At 33.0% G+C, this 18,749-nt stretch carries 23 protein-coding genes; 2 read left to right on the plus strand and 21 right to left on the minus strand.

Annotation, left to right across the window (positions count from 1 at the left end; all coding sequences use genetic code 11):
- Positions 1-112 precede the first annotated feature (112 nt).
- The 9 genes from AB1410_05610 to AB1410_05650 all read right to left on the minus strand — a co-directional run bounded on the left by AB1410_05610 (position 113) and on the right by AB1410_05650 (position 10,364).
- A complete protein-coding gene (locus tag AB1410_05610) occupies positions 113-913 on the minus strand; it encodes a DUF362 domain-containing protein (GenBank protein MEW6456174.1) in 801 nt (266 codons plus the stop codon).
- Positions 914-971: 58 nt separating this feature from the next.
- Entirely contained in the window at positions 972-1,829 is an 858-nt protein-coding gene (gene rfbD, locus AB1410_05615; protein MEW6456175.1) for a dTDP-4-dehydrorhamnose reductase, read from the minus strand.
- A 105-nt stretch (positions 1,830-1,934) separates the two neighbouring features.
- Positions 1,935-3,221 carry an SGNH/GDSL hydrolase family protein gene (locus AB1410_05620; protein ID MEW6456176.1) on the minus strand — a complete coding sequence of 429 codons (1,287 nt, stop codon included), beginning with the start codon at positions 3,219-3,221 and terminating at the stop codon, positions 1,935-1,937.
- A gap of 17 nt (positions 3,222-3,238) precedes the next feature.
- Entirely contained in the window at positions 3,239-4,534 is a 1,296-nt protein-coding gene (locus AB1410_05625; GenBank protein MEW6456177.1) for an OmpP1/FadL family transporter, read from the minus strand.
- Between the two features lie 49 nt (positions 4,535-4,583).
- Complete coding sequence (gene era, locus AB1410_05630; protein ID MEW6456178.1) at positions 4,584-5,471, minus strand: GTPase Era; 888 nt, start codon at positions 5,469-5,471, stop codon at positions 4,584-4,586.
- Complete coding sequence (locus AB1410_05635; protein MEW6456179.1) at positions 5,468-6,460, minus strand: hemolysin family protein; 993 nt, start codon at positions 6,458-6,460, stop codon at positions 5,468-5,470. The genes era and AB1410_05635 overlap by 4 nt, the downstream gene beginning before the upstream one ends.
- A 221-nt stretch (positions 6,461-6,681) precedes the next feature.
- Entirely contained in the window at positions 6,682-7,098 is a 417-nt protein-coding gene (gene ybeY, locus AB1410_05640; GenBank protein ID MEW6456180.1) for an rRNA maturation RNase YbeY, read from the minus strand.
- Between the two features lie 24 nt (positions 7,099-7,122).
- Complete coding sequence (locus tag AB1410_05645; GenBank protein ID MEW6456181.1) at positions 7,123-9,417, minus strand: HDIG domain-containing metalloprotein; 2,295 nt, start codon at positions 9,415-9,417, stop codon at positions 7,123-7,125.
- Positions 9,414-10,364: a PhoH family protein gene (locus tag AB1410_05650; GenBank protein ID MEW6456182.1), complete on the minus strand. Its 951-nt coding sequence runs from the start codon at positions 10,362-10,364 to the stop codon at positions 9,414-9,416. The genes AB1410_05645 and AB1410_05650 overlap by 4 nt, the downstream gene beginning before the upstream one ends.
- Before the next feature lie 125 nt (positions 10,365-10,489).
- Between AB1410_05650 and tsaB the strand changes: the two genes are divergently transcribed.
- Both tsaB and rimI read left to right on the plus strand, forming a co-directional pair.
- Complete coding sequence (gene tsaB, locus AB1410_05655; GenBank protein MEW6456183.1) at positions 10,490-11,212, plus strand: tRNA (adenosine(37)-N6)-threonylcarbamoyltransferase complex dimerization subunit type 1 TsaB; 723 nt, start codon at positions 10,490-10,492, stop codon at positions 11,210-11,212.
- Positions 11,213-11,542: 330 nt separating this feature from the next.
- The gene (gene rimI / locus AB1410_05660) at positions 11,543-11,989 is read left to right on the plus strand and encodes a ribosomal protein S18-alanine N-acetyltransferase (GenBank protein MEW6456184.1); all 447 of its coding nucleotides are present in this window, start codon (positions 11,543-11,545) and stop codon (positions 11,987-11,989) included.
- Positions 11,990-12,032: 43 nt separating this feature from the next.
- On the opposite strand, the gene rplQ is transcribed toward rimI, so the two are convergent.
- The 12 genes from rplQ to rpmD are packed head-to-tail and all read right to left on the minus strand — an operon-like array spanning position 12,033 to position 18,748.
- A complete protein-coding gene (gene rplQ, locus AB1410_05665; protein ID MEW6456185.1) occupies positions 12,033-12,437 on the minus strand; it encodes a 50S ribosomal protein L17 in 405 nt (134 codons plus the stop codon).
- Positions 12,434-13,468, minus strand: a complete 1,035-nt coding sequence (locus AB1410_05670) for a DNA-directed RNA polymerase subunit alpha (GenBank protein ID MEW6456186.1) — start codon at positions 13,466-13,468, stop codon at positions 12,434-12,436. Before AB1410_05670 ends, rplQ begins: the two co-directional genes overlap by 4 nt.
- A 12-nt stretch (positions 13,469-13,480) precedes the next feature.
- Positions 13,481-14,113, minus strand: a complete 633-nt coding sequence (rpsD, locus tag AB1410_05675) for a 30S ribosomal protein S4 (protein MEW6456187.1) — start codon at positions 14,111-14,113, stop codon at positions 13,481-13,483.
- Between the two features lie 23 nt (positions 14,114-14,136).
- Positions 14,137-14,535: a 30S ribosomal protein S11 gene (rpsK, locus tag AB1410_05680; GenBank protein ID MEW6456188.1), complete on the minus strand. Its 399-nt coding sequence runs from the start codon at positions 14,533-14,535 to the stop codon at positions 14,137-14,139.
- A 21-nt stretch (positions 14,536-14,556) separates the two neighbouring features.
- Positions 14,557-14,937, minus strand: a complete 381-nt coding sequence (gene rpsM, locus AB1410_05685; protein MEW6456189.1) for a 30S ribosomal protein S13 — start codon at positions 14,935-14,937, stop codon at positions 14,557-14,559.
- Positions 14,938-14,948: 11 nt separating this feature from the next.
- Positions 14,949-15,062, minus strand: a complete 114-nt coding sequence (gene rpmJ / locus AB1410_05690; GenBank protein ID MEW6456190.1) for a 50S ribosomal protein L36 — start codon at positions 15,060-15,062, stop codon at positions 14,949-14,951.
- 26 nt (positions 15,063-15,088) lie between these two features.
- A complete protein-coding gene (gene infA / locus AB1410_05695; GenBank protein ID MEW6456191.1) occupies positions 15,089-15,307 on the minus strand; it encodes a translation initiation factor IF-1 in 219 nt (72 codons plus the stop codon).
- A gap of 7 nt (positions 15,308-15,314) precedes the next feature.
- Entirely contained in the window at positions 15,315-16,097 is a 783-nt protein-coding gene (gene map, locus AB1410_05700) for a type I methionyl aminopeptidase (protein ID MEW6456192.1), read from the minus strand.
- Positions 16,084-16,737 carry an adenylate kinase gene (locus AB1410_05705; protein ID MEW6456193.1) on the minus strand — a complete coding sequence of 218 codons (654 nt, stop codon included), beginning with the start codon at positions 16,735-16,737 and terminating at the stop codon, positions 16,084-16,086. The genes map and AB1410_05705 overlap by 14 nt, the downstream gene beginning before the upstream one ends.
- Positions 16,734-18,116 (minus strand): preprotein translocase subunit SecY, encoded by a 1,383-nt coding sequence (gene secY, locus AB1410_05710; GenBank protein ID MEW6456194.1) that lies wholly within the window; start codon positions 18,114-18,116, stop codon positions 16,734-16,736. Before secY ends, AB1410_05705 begins: the two co-directional genes overlap by 4 nt.
- A 9-nt stretch (positions 18,117-18,125) precedes the next feature.
- The gene (gene rplO, locus AB1410_05715) at positions 18,126-18,563 is read right to left on the minus strand and encodes a 50S ribosomal protein L15 (protein MEW6456195.1); all 438 of its coding nucleotides are present in this window, start codon (positions 18,561-18,563) and stop codon (positions 18,126-18,128) included.
- 2 nt (positions 18,564-18,565) lie between these two features.
- On the minus strand, positions 18,566-18,748 hold the full coding sequence (gene rpmD / locus AB1410_05720; protein ID MEW6456196.1) for a 50S ribosomal protein L30: 183 nt from the start codon (positions 18,746-18,748) through the stop codon (positions 18,566-18,568).
- Between the last annotated feature and the right edge of the window lies 1 nt (position 18,749).

Genomic DNA, 18,749 nt, shown 5'->3' on the forward strand with positions numbered 1-18,749 from the left:
GAGGAAAAGAAAGTCATCCTTGACTCAATCCAGCCACTCTGAGGTATAATGAAAATTCAGCGTCACTTCGCTCCGACAGGTGGCCACTTTCAATCAGAATCAGTGGCCAGATTCATCGGAATATGCAGCCATAGTTAATTTTTTTAGCCGCCTCTAAAATGAATAACTCTTCATCTTTTAAACCAATAAAATGAGAAACTACCTTATCTATTGAAACTGCATCTTCGCCCCCAAAAAGCAGCCCTATTTTTCGCGCATTTCCATTTGCCGGACCGTCTCCATCCATTCCTACTATTCCGTCAACAATAGTAAAAACAGGTTTTGTAGCTCTATAGACATCTAACAAAACCGACGCGAAAAAATTATTATTTGTACCAGCTCTAAGATGCCATTCAGTTTTTCTCTTTCCTGGTACAACTCCAAACATATTTTTTACTCCAAGAGTCAGGACCATTTGAGTGTGAGTTTTCAGCTTTGCCAGATTAATTATCTTATCGACTTCAATAGCTTCTTTAGCAATTTCCAGCTTCTTGAATTCCCCTTCCTTGTTATCTACTTCAACTGCCCTGATAAATTCTTTTATAGGAATGCCGAACTTATCTGCAACTTTTTTTATCCCAGCTTTCTGGGCTACCACCATCAAATTTCCAATAGAAGGGCTGTCTCCAATAAATGGTATCCCTCCTTCCTTCACAATCTTCTCCAGAATTATATCCACTATTATCGGGTGTGTGGTAACTGCTTCTTCCGGTGGATGGGCAGAGAGTAAATTTGGTTTTATTAATACTTTATCCCCTCTTTTTATTATTTGAGACAAATCTTCAAATTCAGAAAATATTTTATCAATGGACTTTCTCACTTCATCATACTTATAGTTTTCACATTTTTCTATAACTACTTTGCTTTTTTCCATAGTTTTTAGCTTTTATTTTTTGTATTGTTTGCCTTCAGACAACAGTCTAAATCTTTTGTTAAATGTATCTTTTTTCTTTCAAGTAAGATTCGAGTGCTTCTCTCCAGTGAGAAAAGCCTTCAATGTCTGTATTTTTTAGATTCTTATTTTCAAGAACAGAATATTTTGGCCTTTTAGCCTTTGCACCATACTCTTCTGATGTTACTGGAGCTAAATAAACTTTCATTTTTATTAGATTAAAAATCTCTTCTGCGAATTCATACCAGGAACAGTATCCCTCGTTTGTCATATGAAAGACCCCATATAAATCGGTATTAATCAATTTAAGGATTTTTATTGCAAGTTCCCTTGCATTTGTCGGCGTTAAAACCTGGTCTCTTACAACCCTTATTTTTCTTCCTTCTTTTGCAAATTTCACCATAAATTCAACAAAATTTCCTCCTTTTTCAATTGAACCAGAGACACCATACAATCCCGATGTTCTAATTAGAAAATACTTTCTACCGATATTTTTTAAAAATATTTCACCGACTAATTTCGAAGTTCCGTAGACATTGAGAGGGTTGGGATTATCCTCCTCTATATATGGGGATCTTTTTTCTCCATCAAAAACATAATCTGTGCTGAAATGAACAAGGGTGAAATCCAATTCATTTGAAATCATTGCCAGGTTGCGAACACTGATGGAATTAACAAAGAATGATTTTTCCGGAAAATCCTCACATTCATCAACTCTGTGAAAGGCTGCTGTATTTATTACTGCATCAGGCCTTAAGGATTTAAAATACTCTCTTACTTCTTCAAATTTAGTTACATCAAATTTTGGATAGTATAGTGGAATTATCTCATAGGATTTATTTTCTCTAATTATTTCAGACCCTAACTGTCCATCTGCTCCAATAAGAGCAACTTTCATCTTTTATAAACAAATTTTCCAGTGTGTTGTCTCCACACTTATCTTCTTAAAGTATATATTCTCTATCACCGCACACTGAAGGGATAGGGAGAAGGAACTTCCCCACTAATCTCTATCCTTTAGTTTATCTTTTATGTCTCCTCCAAGCATTAATTTTTTGAAATCTTCTCCAAGAAATATACTGTATGTTTGAGTTTTTGCTTTTCTTCCTTTTACGATGAAATTATACAGATTTACAAGAGGAATATTATATTCATAATGTTCATTTATAATTTTTATCAACTCATTTGCAAGAATGCCATAGCCAAGGGAGGATGGGTGTACTGCATCCAGGCTAAAAAGACCACCTGTAAGGAAGTCTGTTGTCAGTTTAACTCCTCCAACATAAAAGCCTTCAGATCCAATTTTTTTGAGAAAAGCATTTATGTCGAACACAGGAAAGTCGTTCTGCTTTGAGATGGAAGAAATAATCTCATTAATTTTATTCGCTCTATCTCGAATGGCTGATATTTCATCTTTATCTAAAACAACCCCATCTGGAAGGGGTATTCCAGTACCACCTAACTCCTTGGGGATACCGATTTTATTTGCTATGTACGCAGCACCATAGAGAGTAACATAATCTCCAGGGGAGAGAGGGCCTTTAGGTCCTATTAAATAAATGTATTTTCCATCTGGTGTTAAAACTGGCTTTCCAGTAGTCGGGTTTACAACATAAATTGGCACTGTTGTTACAAAGGGGATTGAAGTCACATCAGGAACATTTGCAGTTATCAATTTTGCGGTAGTGTAACTTTTTAACGCATTGACAATTGCTTGAAAGTATTGCTGAAAAGTAGATACAGGTGTTAATGTTATTCCCTCGATCACTCTTCCCGACATAACTGCTTTAAGGACATCATTATTTCCTATCCATAAGGTTATAAGGTTCGGTTTTAAAAAAATTGCCTGTTGCAGTTGGGTTCCAAGTCCTCTCAGAATTAAATCATGGGCGCCACCAAAATCAGTTACCCTGTATAAAAGGTCATAAGCACTCGCTCCAGGAACGCCAATGTTGTTGTAAGGTCTTGGAAGTGTAAGGTTTATGGGTTTTCCCAATCCTGGTTTGGGAAGTATTACAATTTGTGGAAATATTGAAATGAGTTGGAGGGTGGGTGGGATTCCCGGCTGTGATACTAAAGGTTGTTGAAAATCCGGTATTCCAATCTGCTTGGCTAATAAAGCAGGAAAACTTTCGATTTGAAAATCCACAACAAGACCGCCATCTTGAAAGCCAGCTGTGAGACTGTCTCCTAAAGCCACATAATTTCTCAGTTCGGTTTTATAATCTCTTGGAAATAAGGGGAGAAATAAAATAAAAAAGAGTATTAATTTAGAGATGATTCTTTTCATTTTTCCTCCTCGGATGATTAAAATTTATACCCTATGCTTATGCCAAATAAATTTGCATAGGACTTATAATCACCTTCATATCCATCACTATTTCTTCCTTCTGTTGACCTTTTCTCAAATAAAAGGTATATGTATGAAAAATCAGCCCAAACATTTTTGCCAATGTTATAGCTGAAGCCTAATGCAAAGCCATGCCTGTCTGAATCAGGCAACTGAGTGGATACCGACTCTGGTAAAGATGGGGAGGGATCAAAAACATATCCACATCTTAATGAGGTTTTTTCTCCTATTTTTCTTTCAGCTCCCAATCTTAAGTGAAAAACATCTACATAGTATTTTTTACTATCTGAGTTTAATTCGGGATATTTAGGAAATTCAATAAAAAGTCTGTCATATGTGCTCCATTCAGTCCAGTTTAAGTCTAATTCGAAAACCCAGTTCTCGATAAAATTTGATGCAAAACCCAGAGATACAATTGTGGGAAAAGTAATAGATGTTTTAACAGAAGTTTTTCCAAATGGCAATTTCGCGGCAATTAAGCTATCAAGGATTGGATTTCCAGTAGATTTCTGTATAAATTCAGCATCTCCTTCAAAATCCACTTTTACTTTGTGTCTGTAAGAAAATCCTATGTTTATCCTATCAGATGGCCTGTACAGCGCTCCAAACGAAAATCCCACTCCATAATTTGTAAGACCGGAACTCAATTTTACATGGGCAATGTCTATCACGGAAAAGGTAAATGGGTTGAAAAAAGGGATGTTTTTTTCAAAAGTTATACCTGAAGTTCTCACATCAAGGCCAATTCCCAGGGCAAATTTATCAGAGAATTTGTATGAGACAACTGGTGATAGTGCCAGATGTTTCAGATCAACATATTGGGAAATGTATCTACCTGTAAAATTATCAGGGTTGTCCCACTTTGTAGCAAGGCCAAAGGGAGAAAATAGTCCGAGGCCTATTCTTAATTTTTCTCCGATGGGCATTACAAAATGAAAGCCTGGTGGGTAAAAGAGCTGTGAAGCCATTTTTTCTGTAACTCCATACCCAGGGAAAGGGTTTGCTCCGTAGAAGGTTGTTTTAGGAATTATAAAGGTAGCACCAAGATAAAGTTGATAACCATCGAGAAATGCAATTCCAGCTGGATTGTAAAAAATTGCTGAAGCATCGTTTGCCTGAGCTGTAAATGCTCCAGCAAACCCATTTGCTCTTGTTCCATGTTCAAAAAGCATAAAACCTGAGCCGAAAGAAAAGAGCTTGAACAGAAAAAACCCTGTTAAAAGAAAAAAAAGAACCTTTTTTAATCTTTTCATCTTCTCCTCCTAAAATTTCAATAATTATTATTAAACTTTAATTGAAATGTCAAATTTTTTGAGATTCTAAGAGACTTAAAACCTGAACCGAGTCTCTCCAGTTTTTTTTCACTTCAACCTCTAATTTCAGAAATATTTTTTTATTGTATATTGATTCAAGTTCAAGTCTGGAAGCTGTTCCTATTTTTTTTAAAAAAATTCCACCTTTTCCGATCAATATAGACTTCTGAGATTCTTTCTCCACGAATATCCCAGCTTCTATAAAGATAATTTTTTCTTCCTTATGAAGATTTTTTACATAAACTGCTACTACATAGGGTATCTCATCCTCAACATTTTCCAGTATCTTTTCTCTTATTATTTCAGATATGAAAAATTTCTCATTCTGGTCTTGCACTACAATTTTTTCCTTCCCCTTTAATTTATCCAGAGTATACTTCTTTATCATATCAATCAATACATCAACATTTTCTCTCTTGAGAGCAGAGATTGGAATTATCTCTTGAAAATCAGCTTTATCCTTATAAAAATCTATTATTCTTAAAATTTCCGATTTTCTTATTAAATCAATTTTGTTAAGCAGAAGGAATTTTGGTACTGATATGGAATTTAATAATTGAATAGAAAATTCATATCCCTTCCCATATTTTTCACTTACATCAACCATTAAACAGATAATATCACTTGTTTTAATCGATGAGTATACAAGCTCCATCATTTTCTCGTTCATTTTATGAAGTGGTTTATGGATTCCAGGATTATCCAGGAAAATTAATTTTCCCCATTGATATTCCTTGATAGCTGTTATTTGATCCCTTGTAGTTTGAGGCTTGTCAGAGACTATTGCCATCTTTTTTCCTATGATATTATTTAAAAGAGTTGATTTTCCAACATTTGGCCTTCCTATTATAGTTATAATAGCGCTTATTCTGTTCATTTTTTAAAAATTCTTATTCTGCCAATTCTACCTTTTTTTATTTCTACTATTTGAATTCTTATACCTTCGATCTCTACAATTTCATCCTTTCTTGGCATTCTTCCTAAATAGTAAATTATCATCCCTCCCAGAGATGTGTAATTCTCACCTTTAAAATCAACTTTTAAAATATTCTCTATCTTGTCAAGGTTTACATCTCCCTTTATAAGATAACTTTTACCTTCATCTATTATTTTCTGTTCATCTTCATCATGTTCATCTTTTATCTCTCCAAATATCCTTCCATATACATCGTTCTCAGTAACAAGGCCAGAGATTCCACCAAATTCATCTATTACCATTGCAATCTTTTGTTTTTTCTGTTTAAATTCTTCAAGAAGAGATAATATATTCATAGTTTCTGGAACAAAAATTACAGGCTTTATCAACGAACCAATACTTTTTTGCAATTTACTTTCGTTAATATATTTTAGTATATCTTTTGCCAGAATTAACCCAATCACATGGTCAAGATTTCCTTTGAACACTGGGATTTTTGTATGCCTCTCTTTTATGATTACTTTTATGACTTCATCAATTGTAGAACTTCTCTCAATGCAACTTATCTCATTTCTTGGAGTCATTACATCCTTAACAAACAGGTTATTCATTTCAAGCATTATCTCAATAAATTGTTTATTTTTGCCATCGATCAGTCCTTCCCTTTCGCCAAATTGGATATAAATATCCGCTTCATTATTTCCATATCTTTGTTGATTATTATAAAATTTAAATCTTTTTTGAATAAAGATAAAAGGGTAAAGAAAAAAGTAGGGAAATTTTACTAAAAAATTAAACATCCAGAAATGTTTATTTATATCTATTTTTAATATTAAATAAGGAATTAATTCATACATCAATAGATAGAAAGAAACCAGAAGGAGGAGTGTTGCAAAAATAGATAAATTTTTTAGTAACATAAGATAAGCAATAATAAACAAATTAATCAAAATTAGTTTGTTAAACACCAATATAAAAGAAAGAAGATGTTTAACATTGCCAATTAAATGTGGTGAGATTACTTTATTCTTTGCTTTATAGCGCTTAATTATTGAGATCTCATTGTTATGAATGAGAACACTTTGGGATAACCTGAAGAGCAAAAACAAAAAAAATAGAAAAACAAAAATAAATGAAATTTCTGTAGATATGGAGCTTGAAGTCATAGATATCAGCTCAAGGAATCAACAAGGTCGTTCTGAATTTTAATCATCCTCTTGGATTTATTTCGATGATCCATTCCAATAAGGTGCAAAATACCATGAACTATAAGAATTTTTAATTCTTTTTCTAATCCGTGTTTCTTCTTTAGTGTTGAGTAAAAGGCATAAGGAACTGAAATATAAATTTCACCCAAGTATGTGTTTCCATCGGGTAAAATTTCGTTCAATTTAAAACTTATAACATCTGTAGTTCTATTCCTTTTTAAATAATCTTTGTTCAATTTTTTTATCTCAATATTATTCGTAAATATTATATTTATTATTTTATTTTTTAAATTCAGTTTTTTTTCTAATAATTCACCAAATTTCCTTATTTCTCCTGAGTCAAGCCAGTATTTTTTTTGGAAATTATTAACATTTAACATTATATATTCTTATTTTTTCATAAGTTATTTTTTATTTTTTGTTTCTTTTAGATGAAACTTGAAATCTGGATATTGAATTCTTTGATGATACAGATTTACAAGGGAATTATAGAAAGAACTTGCTATTTGATTAAGTTCCTTTAATGTAATTTCACATTCCTCAAGCTGCCCGTCTTCTATAATTTTATTAAAAATTTCATTAATTATATTTTCAATTATTTCTGGAGTTGGATTTTTAAGGCTCTTTGATGCAGCCTCTACTGAATCAGCTAACATCAAAATGACACTTTCCTTTGTTGCTGGTTTTGGTCCGGGATATCGAAAATTATTCTCCAGGACTTTTAAATCATCTGTATTTTGAGATTCTTTAGCTTTATGGAAAAAATATCTGACCAGAGAGGTTCCATGATGTTGTTTAATCATTTCTCTTAATTTTGGCATTATTCTCAGTTTTTTTAGTATTTCATCCCCTTTTTCCACATGACCGACTATAACTGAGACACTTTTTTCAGGAGATATTTTTTCATGAATGTTAAACACATTTAGTTGATTTTCAATAAATAATTCAGGCATTTCTATTTTTCCTACATCATGGTATAAAGCTACTGTTTTTAATAAAAGGGGATTAAGATTTATTGACTTTGCTGCTTGCTCAGATAAAGAAGCAACCATCAGAGAATGGTGATATGTTCCAGGAGCTTGAATAGCCAATCTCCTGAAAATTGGAAGATCAGAGTCGCTTAATTCAAGAAGCTTAATCTCTGAAATTATTCCAAACGCTCCTTCCATTAATGGCAACAAAAAAGAAGCAAAGATTGAGACAAAAGTTACATTGAATAAACATATAGTTATTTCAGATAGTAATTTTTGGTTAAAATAGAAACTTCCTTCTATAATGTGGAGAATAATTATCAATAATATATTAATCGGAAGAATTAAAATAAAACATGTTTTTATAACCGAAGATCTTCTTCTTCTACCATAGTGTTCAATTCCCAATAAAGCTGCAAAAGATGAAAGAAATGAAAAGATAACAATCCAGAAATCTGCCTTGAGTAAAATACCTGCGAATATACTTAGAAACAAAGAGAAAATAAAACCCATGAAAAAATTTGAAAGGAAGGCTGTAACTATAGTTCCTAAAGAATAGGGAAAAGCATATTTAAATGCATCAGAGTATCTCAGAAAAAATATCTCATATCTCCCTTCAAGAACTAAAGATATGGAGAGGAAAAACTTTAATAAGACTAAATTTACAAAAAACTGAGTCATAAAGAACAAAATAGCATTTATTTTCGTAAGGCTTGGGAATTCAGCTAAACTCAAAGCTCTAATCATAATTCCAGTGAATAAAAATATTAATAAAAAATTTCCGCTGAAATTATAAAACCAGTTAGAAGTATTCTCTATTTTTTCATTTATTGAATTTATAAAATTTATAGATTCCTCTTTTACTTCGTCCCCTTTTCTTATCAATATCTTACCTTTTTTTATACTTAATAAAACTGAGCTCACCTCACTCATAGCCTTTTCCTTTTTATACAGAGTGGCTAAAGAATTATAACTTAAATTTGGATACAAAAAAGAGTTAACCATTTCACTAATACTACTTTTTTCTTCAGAGCTCAGTCCCATGGAAAGAATTTTTCGATTGATGGTATTTTTTGCTTCTAAAATATCATAAGTATCATCTAATTTTAAAGTTTTCTCCTTTCCATCTGATTCAATTATAATAAATTCATTATTTTTTATATCATTGGATATTTTATTCAATAAGATTCCTTTTGAATATAGTTCTTCCAACATATTTAATAAAAGTGATTCTATATTTTCATTGAAATTATTTTTGATAAGAAAGGTTATCGATTCTTTTGGAATATCAAAATTATAAATAGAAATACATTTTTGTTTTATCTCTTCCAGCATTTGATTTTTATTTAACTTTTCTTTCTTATTTAACTCTTCTCTGCACCTTAGAAAAAGTTCATTTACATTTTTCTTTAGATTTGCAAAGACATTTTTATCAAGATTATACACAGGAGGAACTGAATTATATGCCTCCCTTTTTTTATTTTCTGTGGAAATTCTGTCTTCGATAGTAATATCAACAGGGCATACTACATCAAATTCTGCTATCTCTCCTTTCTTCAGTACAGGAAGAGCCGTCGTTCTTTTTGGAATTATTGTAAAAGTTAAGAAGAAGGAAATTAAAGAAATAAATAATATAATTTTCAAATAAAAAAGAAACTTAGATTTAGTTTTTTTTTCTTTGAGTTTATTTGGATAATTAAGAATTTCCTCTTTTTTGATTTTTATCATTTTCTTTTTTTACCGTCTTTTTCATAAGATTTGATTATTTCAAGAATCAGAGGGTGTCTTACAACATCCTTTTCGTTAAAGTAGATAAACGCTATTCCTTTGATGGAAGATAAAAGTCTTATAGCATCGAGCATTCCTGAAGATTTTGGATTCGGAATGTCTATCTGAGTTATATCCCCGGTTATTACTGCTTTTGAATTAAACCCTATTCTCGTGAGGAACATTTTCATCTGTTCTGGTGTAGTATTCTGGGCCTCATCGAGAATTATAAAAGAATCATTGAGAGTTCTTCCTCTCATATATGCTAAGGGTGCTATTTCAATTATTCCCTTGTCAATCAGGTTGTTTGCCTTCTCAGCATGAGTCAAATCAAATAAAGCATCATAAAGAGGTCTCAGATAGGGGTTTACTTTTTGATATATATCTCCGGGCAAAAAACCGAGTTTTTCTCCTGCTTCAACAGCGGGCCTGGTGAGAATAATTCTCTCGACTTCTTTATTATTCAGTGAAGATAAAGCTGAAGCCATGGCTAAATACGTCTTTCCTGTTCCAGCCGGTCCTATTGCAAAAACTATGCCATATTTCTTTATTGCTTCTATATATCTTCTTTGATTTAAGCTTTTTGGGGAGACAAATTTTCTTATCGAAGGTAATAAATTCTCACCTGAGAAATAATCTCTAAGTTGATTGGATTTATCTTCTTCGAATAGATCAAGTGCTATTTGTAAATCTTCTGCAGTTAATCTATAACCTCTATTAATAAGGGAAAATATTTGATTGAAATAGTGATTTGCAAACTTTATTTTTTCCTCGTCTCCATCGATAAATATTTTATCTCCTCTTAACGATAGTTTTATTCCCAGCCTTTCTTGGAGTTTTTTTAAATTTTTATCAAGCGTTCCAGTAAATAACCTTGTTACCTCAGGGGGTACTGTTAATTCTACCATTAAGTGAAATATTTTCCTCTTTTATTTAACTACCATATTATACTCATACATGTCAATAAACGTATAGAAAGTTTTTTGTTAAATCCGTTGTTGAAAAAATATCCCCTAAAAGATAAAATTCTCTTGTGATTACGCTTTCGTTGGACACCTCAACAAAGTCGGGCTCTATATCAATTCTTAGAGATGAAAACATTACGGTCGAATTGAACTTTTGCTTGGATATCGCCCATTCAGAGATAGTGTTAAACATGGTTGATTTATTACTGAAAAATATCAGAATTTCATTAAAAGATTTGGATGGATATTCAGTTTGTATCGGACCCGGTTCATTTACCGGGATCAGAACCGGATTAAGCGTTATTAAAGCCCTTGCTTATGCCTCCAACAAAAAGATTGCCCCGGTTACATCATTGGATGCTCTCACATATAAATTAATCGATCAGAAAAATAATTTGATCTGCCCGATCATTGACGCAAGAAAAGGTGAGCTTTATGGATGCTTGATGAATTTTAATAACAATTTGCCAGAAGAAATAATTCCTAAAAATGCATACATGCCTGATTCATTTTTGAGTATGCTTCCCCTGAATGTAACTATTTCATTCATTGGAAATGGAGCTGAGATATGGAGAGATAAGATAAAAAGTATATTTGGAAAGAACGCTCATTTTCCTCCAAGAAGTAACTTTATTTCTAATGAGATAGGTATTATCGGCCATAGAATTCTTTCTGGAGGAAATGGAATTAAATCATTTGAATTAAAGCCATTTTATATCAGAGCATCGGATGCAGAGCTTTCTAGTGTGCAGTCCCATGAATATCTTTACAAACAAAGAAATTCTCCTTAAGCACACTGAAGGGGTATGGGGAAGATATCTTCCCCAGCCTGGGGAGCGAAGCGTCTAAGGGGGGCTTGCCCCCATAGGGAAAGTGTCATGTCACAGAAGAGTATAACAAAGAGATATTTAAGTGACACGACACTAAGTGTGCTTTGCCATATGACTTTTCAAAGAAAAAATTATTTATATCAAAGCACACTGAAGGGGTATGGGGAAGATATCTTCCCCATGTCTGGGGGGTGCTCAGCGAAGCGTCTAAGGGGGGCTTGCCCCCATAGGGAAAGTGTCATGTCACAATAGTATAACGAAAGGTATTTAAGTGACATGACACTAGGATATATGGAAGAATTAAAAATTAGAAGAATGAGAGAAGAAGACCTGAATAAAGTGTTAGAAATCGAAAATTTATCCTTTTCTAATCCATGGTCAAGAAATGCTTTTCTGTTTGAACTTGTTAACCGCGGAATTTCATATCCGATCATAATCGAGAAAGAAGACAAAATAATTGGATATTCAATAATGTGGATAATTGGAGAAGAATCTCACATCACAAATATAGCCATTCATCCACACTACAGAAAAATGGGGATCGGAAAATTCATCTTAGAAAAATTGATTACAATCTCCAAAAAAAGGAAAGCAAAATATATTTCCCTTGAGGTGAGAAAATCAAATAAAAATGCTGTTATGCTTTATGAAAAAATGGAGTTTAAACTAATTGGAATAAGAAAGAACTATTATACAAATCCTCTGGAAGATGCTTTAATCTACTTAAAGCAGATTTAAATTTTTTATCCCATCCTCTTCTTTTATAATTGAAATGTCTTGGTTATTTAGATTTACCTTTTTTCTTTACCTTTTTTTCTTTTTTCTTAAATTCGTAATCAACGAGTTCTAAAATTGCCATTGACGCTCCATCGCCCTTTCTTTCTCCCAATTTAATTATCCTTGTGTATCCCCCTGGTCTCTCTATGAATCTTGGACCTATTTCATCAAAGAGTTTTTTTAAAGCTTCTTTTTTACATACATATTTTAAAGCAGTTCTTCTTGCGTGAAGGGTGTTCTTCTTTCCTAAAGTTATTGCTTTTTCTATGAATGGCCTTGCTGTTTTAGCCTTTGTAAGGGTTGTTACAATTCTTTCCTTTTCGAATAAAGAAGTGGTTAAATTTCTCAATAGAGAAATACGATGTTCAGTTTTTCTTCCTATCTTTTTATGCGTTACTGAAAGTCTCATTCTTCCTCTTCTCTATTTTCATCTTTTTTCTCTTTAATCTTTTGCTCAACTATTTCCTTTAATTTGGGATGAAAAGTCAATCCCAATCCTAACCCCTGACTTTCAAGGGCTTCTTTTATCTCATTTAAAGATTTTCTTCCAAAATTTTTTGTTTCAAGTAAAGTTTTTTCATCCTTTTGAACCAGCTCATAGATTGTTTTTATTTTTGCAGTTCTAAGACAATTGTTCGATCTTGGTGAAAGATCGAGTTCTTCAATGTCTTTTGGAAGTGTATCAATATATTCCATATAAGGAATCTCTTCTTTTCTTTGAGCCTCATGAACTATCTCTAATTTGTCAGGAAATCTTAAAAATATTGCCATATGATCTCTCATTATTTTTGCAGCTTTTGATAATGCATCATAAGGTTTAATCGCACCATTTGTCCATATTTCCAATATTAATTTATCATAATCAGCTCTCCCTCCTATTCTTGCAGGCTCAACTTTAAAGTTTACTTTTTTTACTGGGGAATGAACAGAATCTATAGGTATAAATCCGATTGCAAGATCTTCATCGTAATTCCTTTCAGCTGGAACATACCCTATTGAATTTTTTACTTTCATTTCTATTTTTAATCTTACGTTATCTTCTAATGTAGCAATATGAATATTCTTGTCTAAAATTTCTACATCAGGATTAGGTAAAATGTCTCCAGAAGTAACTTCCTTTTCTCCTTTAGCATCTATATAAATAAATTTAGGCTCAGCAGAGTGCAAAACCAGCGGGATTTTTTTAATATTTAAAATAATTTCTGTAACATCTTCCAAAACTCCATTGATCGAAGAAAACTCATGAAACACTCCCTCAATTCTAATGGCTGTAATAGCTGCTCCCTCGATGGAAGATAACAGAATTCTTCTTAGAGCATTTCCAACTGTTATCCCATATCCTCTCTCGAATGGTTGAGCATAAAAAATACCATAAGCATGTGTTAATTTATCATAATCAGCCTCTAATTTTCTCGGTCTTTGAAATTCTATCAAATTCATAAATTCCTCCTTTTATCTTGAATAGAGCTCGACTACTAAATGCTCCTCAACAGGTAAAGATACATCCTCTCTTTTGGGTAAATGAATGATTTTACCCCTTAAGTTTTCAAAATCAGCTTCAAGCCATGATGGAATGTTAACAGTTTCCTTATTACTTTTTATCATGTTTATTAAAATCTCACTTTTAAAAATTTTATTTTTAAAGGAAATTACATCGCCTTCTTTAGTTAAATATGAAGGTATATCAACTTTAACGTCGTTAACTTTTATGTATCCATGGGATATAAGCTGTCTTGCATGAGCTCTAGAAAGTGAAAATCCCAATCTGTATAAAACATTATCAAGTCTTCGTTCCAGTAAACTCAGAAGGTTTTCTCCAGTAATTCCTTTCATTTTATCCGATTTTTTAAAATAAAGTTTAAATTGTTTTTCTAACAAACCATAATATCTTTTTACTTTTTGTTTTTCTCTTAGCTGAATACTGAATCCAGCAATTTTAGCTCTGCTTGATTTTCCATGCTCTCCAGGAGAATATGGTCTCTTTTCTAAAGGGCACTTTTCAGAGATACATTTTTTACCCTTTAAAAATAGCTTGACTCTTTCAGTTCTACATAATTTACAATCGGGTTTTAAAAGTCTTCCCACTTAAATTCCTCCTTTTTTGAATTTCATACTCTTCTCCTTCTCGGCGGCCTACACCCATTATGAGGTATAGGAGTGACATCTCTAATTGATCTTATAAAAATCCCAGCGGCTTGGAGAGTTCTTATGGCTGATTCTCTTCCAGCTCCAGGGCCTTTTATTTTTACATCTACATGTCTTATGCCTAATTCTTTTGCTTCCTGTGCAACTTTTTGAGCGGCAAGCTGGGCTGCAAAAGGTGTTCCTTTTCGAGCTCCCTTAAAACCCGCTGTGCCAGAAGAAGCCCAACATATGGTATTTCCTTTTTGATCAGCGATAGTAATGATTGTATTATTAAATGTTGCTAATATATGAGCAATTCCATATGCTACATGTTTCTTTTCCTTTTTTCTTATTACTCTTGTTTTTCCTTTTCTTTCTACCATTTACTTAATCTCCTTGCATAATTATTTGGGAGACGACTTTTTCTTTTTTATTAATGCTCCTCTTGGACCCTTGCGGGTTCTTGCATTTGATCTTGTTCTCTGGCCTCTTACTGGCATCCTTCTTTTATGCCTTAATCCTCTATAACATCCAATTTCTTCAAGTCTCTTGATGTTTATGCTAATCTCTTTCTTTAGGTCTCCCTCAACTTTCTCTTCCTTTTCGATTATTCTTCTGATTCGGTTAATTTCTTCTTCTGTTAAGTCTTTTACTTTTTTATCTCTATCTACATTAGCTTTGTTCAGTATTTTATTCGATTTGGATCTTCCGATGCCAAAAATGTATGTCAATCCAATTTCAATTCTTTTATTTGATGGTAATTCAATTCCAGCGATTCTTGCCAATCTTTACCTCCTTATCCCTGTCTCTGCTTATGTTTTGGATTTTCACAGATAACTCTCACGATTCCTTTTCTCTTAACTATCTTGCATTTATTACATATTTTCTTTACTGATGCTCTCACTTTCACTATTAAATCTTCTCCCTTTAGAGAACTTATTTAAATCTGTAAACAATTCTTCCTCTTGAAAGATCATAAGGAGATAATTCAACAAGTATCTTATCTCCAGGAAGAATTCTTATAAAATTCTTTCTCATTTTTCCCGAAATATGAGCTATTACCTGATGTTTATTCTCAAGTTCTACTCTAAACATACTATTCGGCAGTGTTTCAATCACCACTCCTACAACTTCAATAGCTTCTTCTTTTGGCATTTTTTACCTAATTTTTTGAGGAGTTAAAGAGACTAAGGATTTCTGGTCCGTCAGAAAAGACTGCTACAGTATGTTCAAAGTGAGCTGCGAAGCTTCGGTCTTTTGTAACAGCAGTCCAGCTATCCTCAAGTATTTCCACCTCATAAGAGCCCATTGAAACCATTGGTTCTATTGCAAAAGTCATTCCCTCTTTTATTCTAATTCCTTGACCTGGCTGCCCAAAATTTGGGATCTGTGGCTCCTCATGCAATGAGGATCCTATTCCATGCCCTACAAAATCTCTTATTACAGAGAATCCGTTTGATTCCACATAACTTTGAATTGTATAGGAAATATCAGATATCCTATTCCCTACTCTAACTTCTTCTATTGCAAGAAAAAGTGCATTTTCCGTTACCCTAATCAGTCTTTCTGCTTCATCTGAAATTTTTCCCACAGGAACTGTAATTGCCGCATCTCCATAATATCCATCTACTCTTACTCCAAGATCTATTGAAATGATTTGACCTTCCTTTAAAATTCTCTTAACCGGCATACCATGAACGATTTCTTCATTTATAGAAGTGCATATTGTATAAGGATACTCTTTCTTAGCAAACTTAGATGGTTTATAACCTTTAAAAGCAGGTATTCCACCCATTTTCCTTATCATCTCCTCAGCAACCTTATCGAGCAGCTCTACAGAAACTCCGGGTTTTATCATATTTTTGAGTTCATTCAAAACAATGGAAACTGTTTTGTTTGCTTTTTTCATTTTCTCAATTTCATCTCTTGACTTACAGATTATCATGGGTCAGATTTTTTATTTTACTACAAATTTCACTAAAAATCATCTCTATTTCTCTATTTCCATCCACATTCCATAATTTTTTCTTATAGGAAAAATATTCTTGCATTCTCAAATTATTTTCTTCCCATATTTCATATCTTTTCCTTATAACTTCTTCTTTGTCATCTTCTCTCTGGATTAAATAATTTCCACATTCATCACATTTATTGTTTTTGATTGGAGGATTTGTTATTAAATTATAGGTGACTCCGCAATTAGGGCAAACCCTTCGAGAAGATAATCGTTTTATCAATTTCTCTCTATCAATAATGAGATTTATTACGATTTCAGGATCTTTGTAGGGAATTGAATTCAATGATAATGCCTGGTTCATATTTCTTGGAAATCCATCCAAAATATATCCTTCAACACATTCATTATTTTCAACTCTATTTTTTACAAGTTCAATTATAAGTTCATCATCCACGAGTTCACCTCTTTCCATTTTTTCCTTTGCTTTTAATCCCAATGGTGTTTTTTTATTAACTTCTTCTCTTAATATATCTCCCACAGAAAATTTTGGAATTTTATATTCTTTTGCAAGAAGTTCAGCTTGAGTTCCTTTTCCCGATCCAGGTGGACCCAAAAAAATAATTCTCAACCTCTCCTCCCTCTTATTCTTGTCTTACCAAGGAATCCATCATAATGTCTCATAACGAGCTGTGCCTCGATCTGCTGGAGCGTATCCATTGCGACTCCAACAACTATAAGAATTGAAGTTCCTCCAAAATAGAATTCAATATTTAAGCCTTGAGTAAACCATTTTGGAAAGTTTGCCTCTAAAAAGTCACCTATGCCTGGAATTGTGCCAACTTTGAAACCCGTCATTAAAAATTCAGGAAGGATGGCAACTGCAGCGAGATAGAGGGCACCGACAAGTGTTATTCTTGACAAGATTCCATCGATGTAGTCCGCTGTGAGTTTGCCTGGTCTTATCCCCGGGATAAAACCTCCGTATTTTCGAATATTATCAGCCACGTCCATCGGATTAAATATTATTGAAACATAGAAATAAGTAAAAAAGATAATTGATGCAATGTATAAAAGATTGTAAAGGGGCATTCCCCATCCTAATTGTCTGGCAATTGATTGAGTTATTGGATTTTTAATAAATCCTGCAACCGTGGCAGGAAATGTAATTATTGATGAAGCAAAGATTATCGGAATTACACCTCCAGTATTCACCCTCAAAGGAAGATGGGTACTCTGTCCTCCCATTACTTTTCTTCCCACTATTCTCCTTGCATACTGAATCGGAATTCTTCTCTGAGCTCTTTCTACAAGTACAATTATCGCAATTACGGATATCATCAAGATCAGCAGAAATATAAAAGTTAGAGGAGACATATTTCCTATTCTTAGACTACCTACTACACTTTCTACGCCTGTTGGAAATCCAACCACTATTCCAGCAAATATTATTAATGAAATTCCATTTCCAATTCCTCTTTCAGAAATCTGCTCTCCAAGCCACATGATAAATATAGTTCCAGCAGTCAGAGTTAATACAGTCATTAGAACAAATTTAAATCCAGGATCTGGCACAATGGGAACTCTTGTTGGTGAGGTCATTCTTTCCAATCCTAAGGCAATTCCTGTTGACTGGATTATTGAAATTAATACTGTTCCATATCTTGTATACTGAGTGATTTTCTTTCTTCCTAATTCGCCTTCCTTTGATAGCCTTTCTAAATAAGGCCATACCACTGTTAATAATTGCAAAATAATTGATGCACTTATGTATGGCATTATTCCTAATGCGAATATGGTCATTCTTGACATATTCCTTCCGGAAAAGAGGTCTACAAATCCTAAAAATGTTCCTTTTGCTTGCTCAAAAAATTCAAGAAGGGCTTCTGAATTTATTCCAGGATTTGGAATCTGGGCTCCTATCCTGTAGACCGCAAGCATCGCAAGAGTAAAAAATACTCTTTTCCTCAAATCAGGTATGGAAAGTATATTCCTAATAGCTTTTATCAACTTTTCACCTTAAATTATTATTGCTTTTCCTCCTGCCTTTTTTATTTTTTTTAAGGCATTTTTGCTAAAATTATTTGCATAAACAGTTATCTTTCTCTTTATTTCACCATCTCCCAATATTTTTATCAGAACATCTGGTTTTTTTATAACTCCTTTTTCGTACAAAATTTTGTGGTTTATCTCCTGTAGGCCTAATTTAGATAATCTATCCAAATTAATTATCTGCCATTCTTTCTTAAATATATTTGTAAAGCCCCTTTTTGGAATTCTTCTATGAAGAGGCATCTGACCACCTTCAAATCTTCTTTTCCTTGAATATCCAGCTATTGACTTTTGGCCCTTTGTTCCCCTTCCGGAAGTTCTGCCATGTCCTGAACCCGGGCCTCTACCCACTCTTTTTCTTTTCTTGATAGAATGGTTTTCTGGTTTGAGAAAAGCTAAATCCATATTTATTCCTCCTTAATCTCCAATAAATGAGAAACTTTCTTAATCATACCTCTTATTGAAGGAGTATCTTCTCTCATAACCTCGTCATTAATTTTTCTTAGGCCCAGTCCTTTAAGCACCCTTCTTTGCCTTTCTGAATATCCAATGAAGCTTTTGATAAGCTTTATTTTTAATTTTTTTTTCATA

Source organism: Acidobacteriota bacterium (assembly GCA_040756905.1).
GTDB lineage: Bacteria > Acidobacteriota > Aminicenantia > JBFLYD01 > JBFLYD01 > JBFLYD01.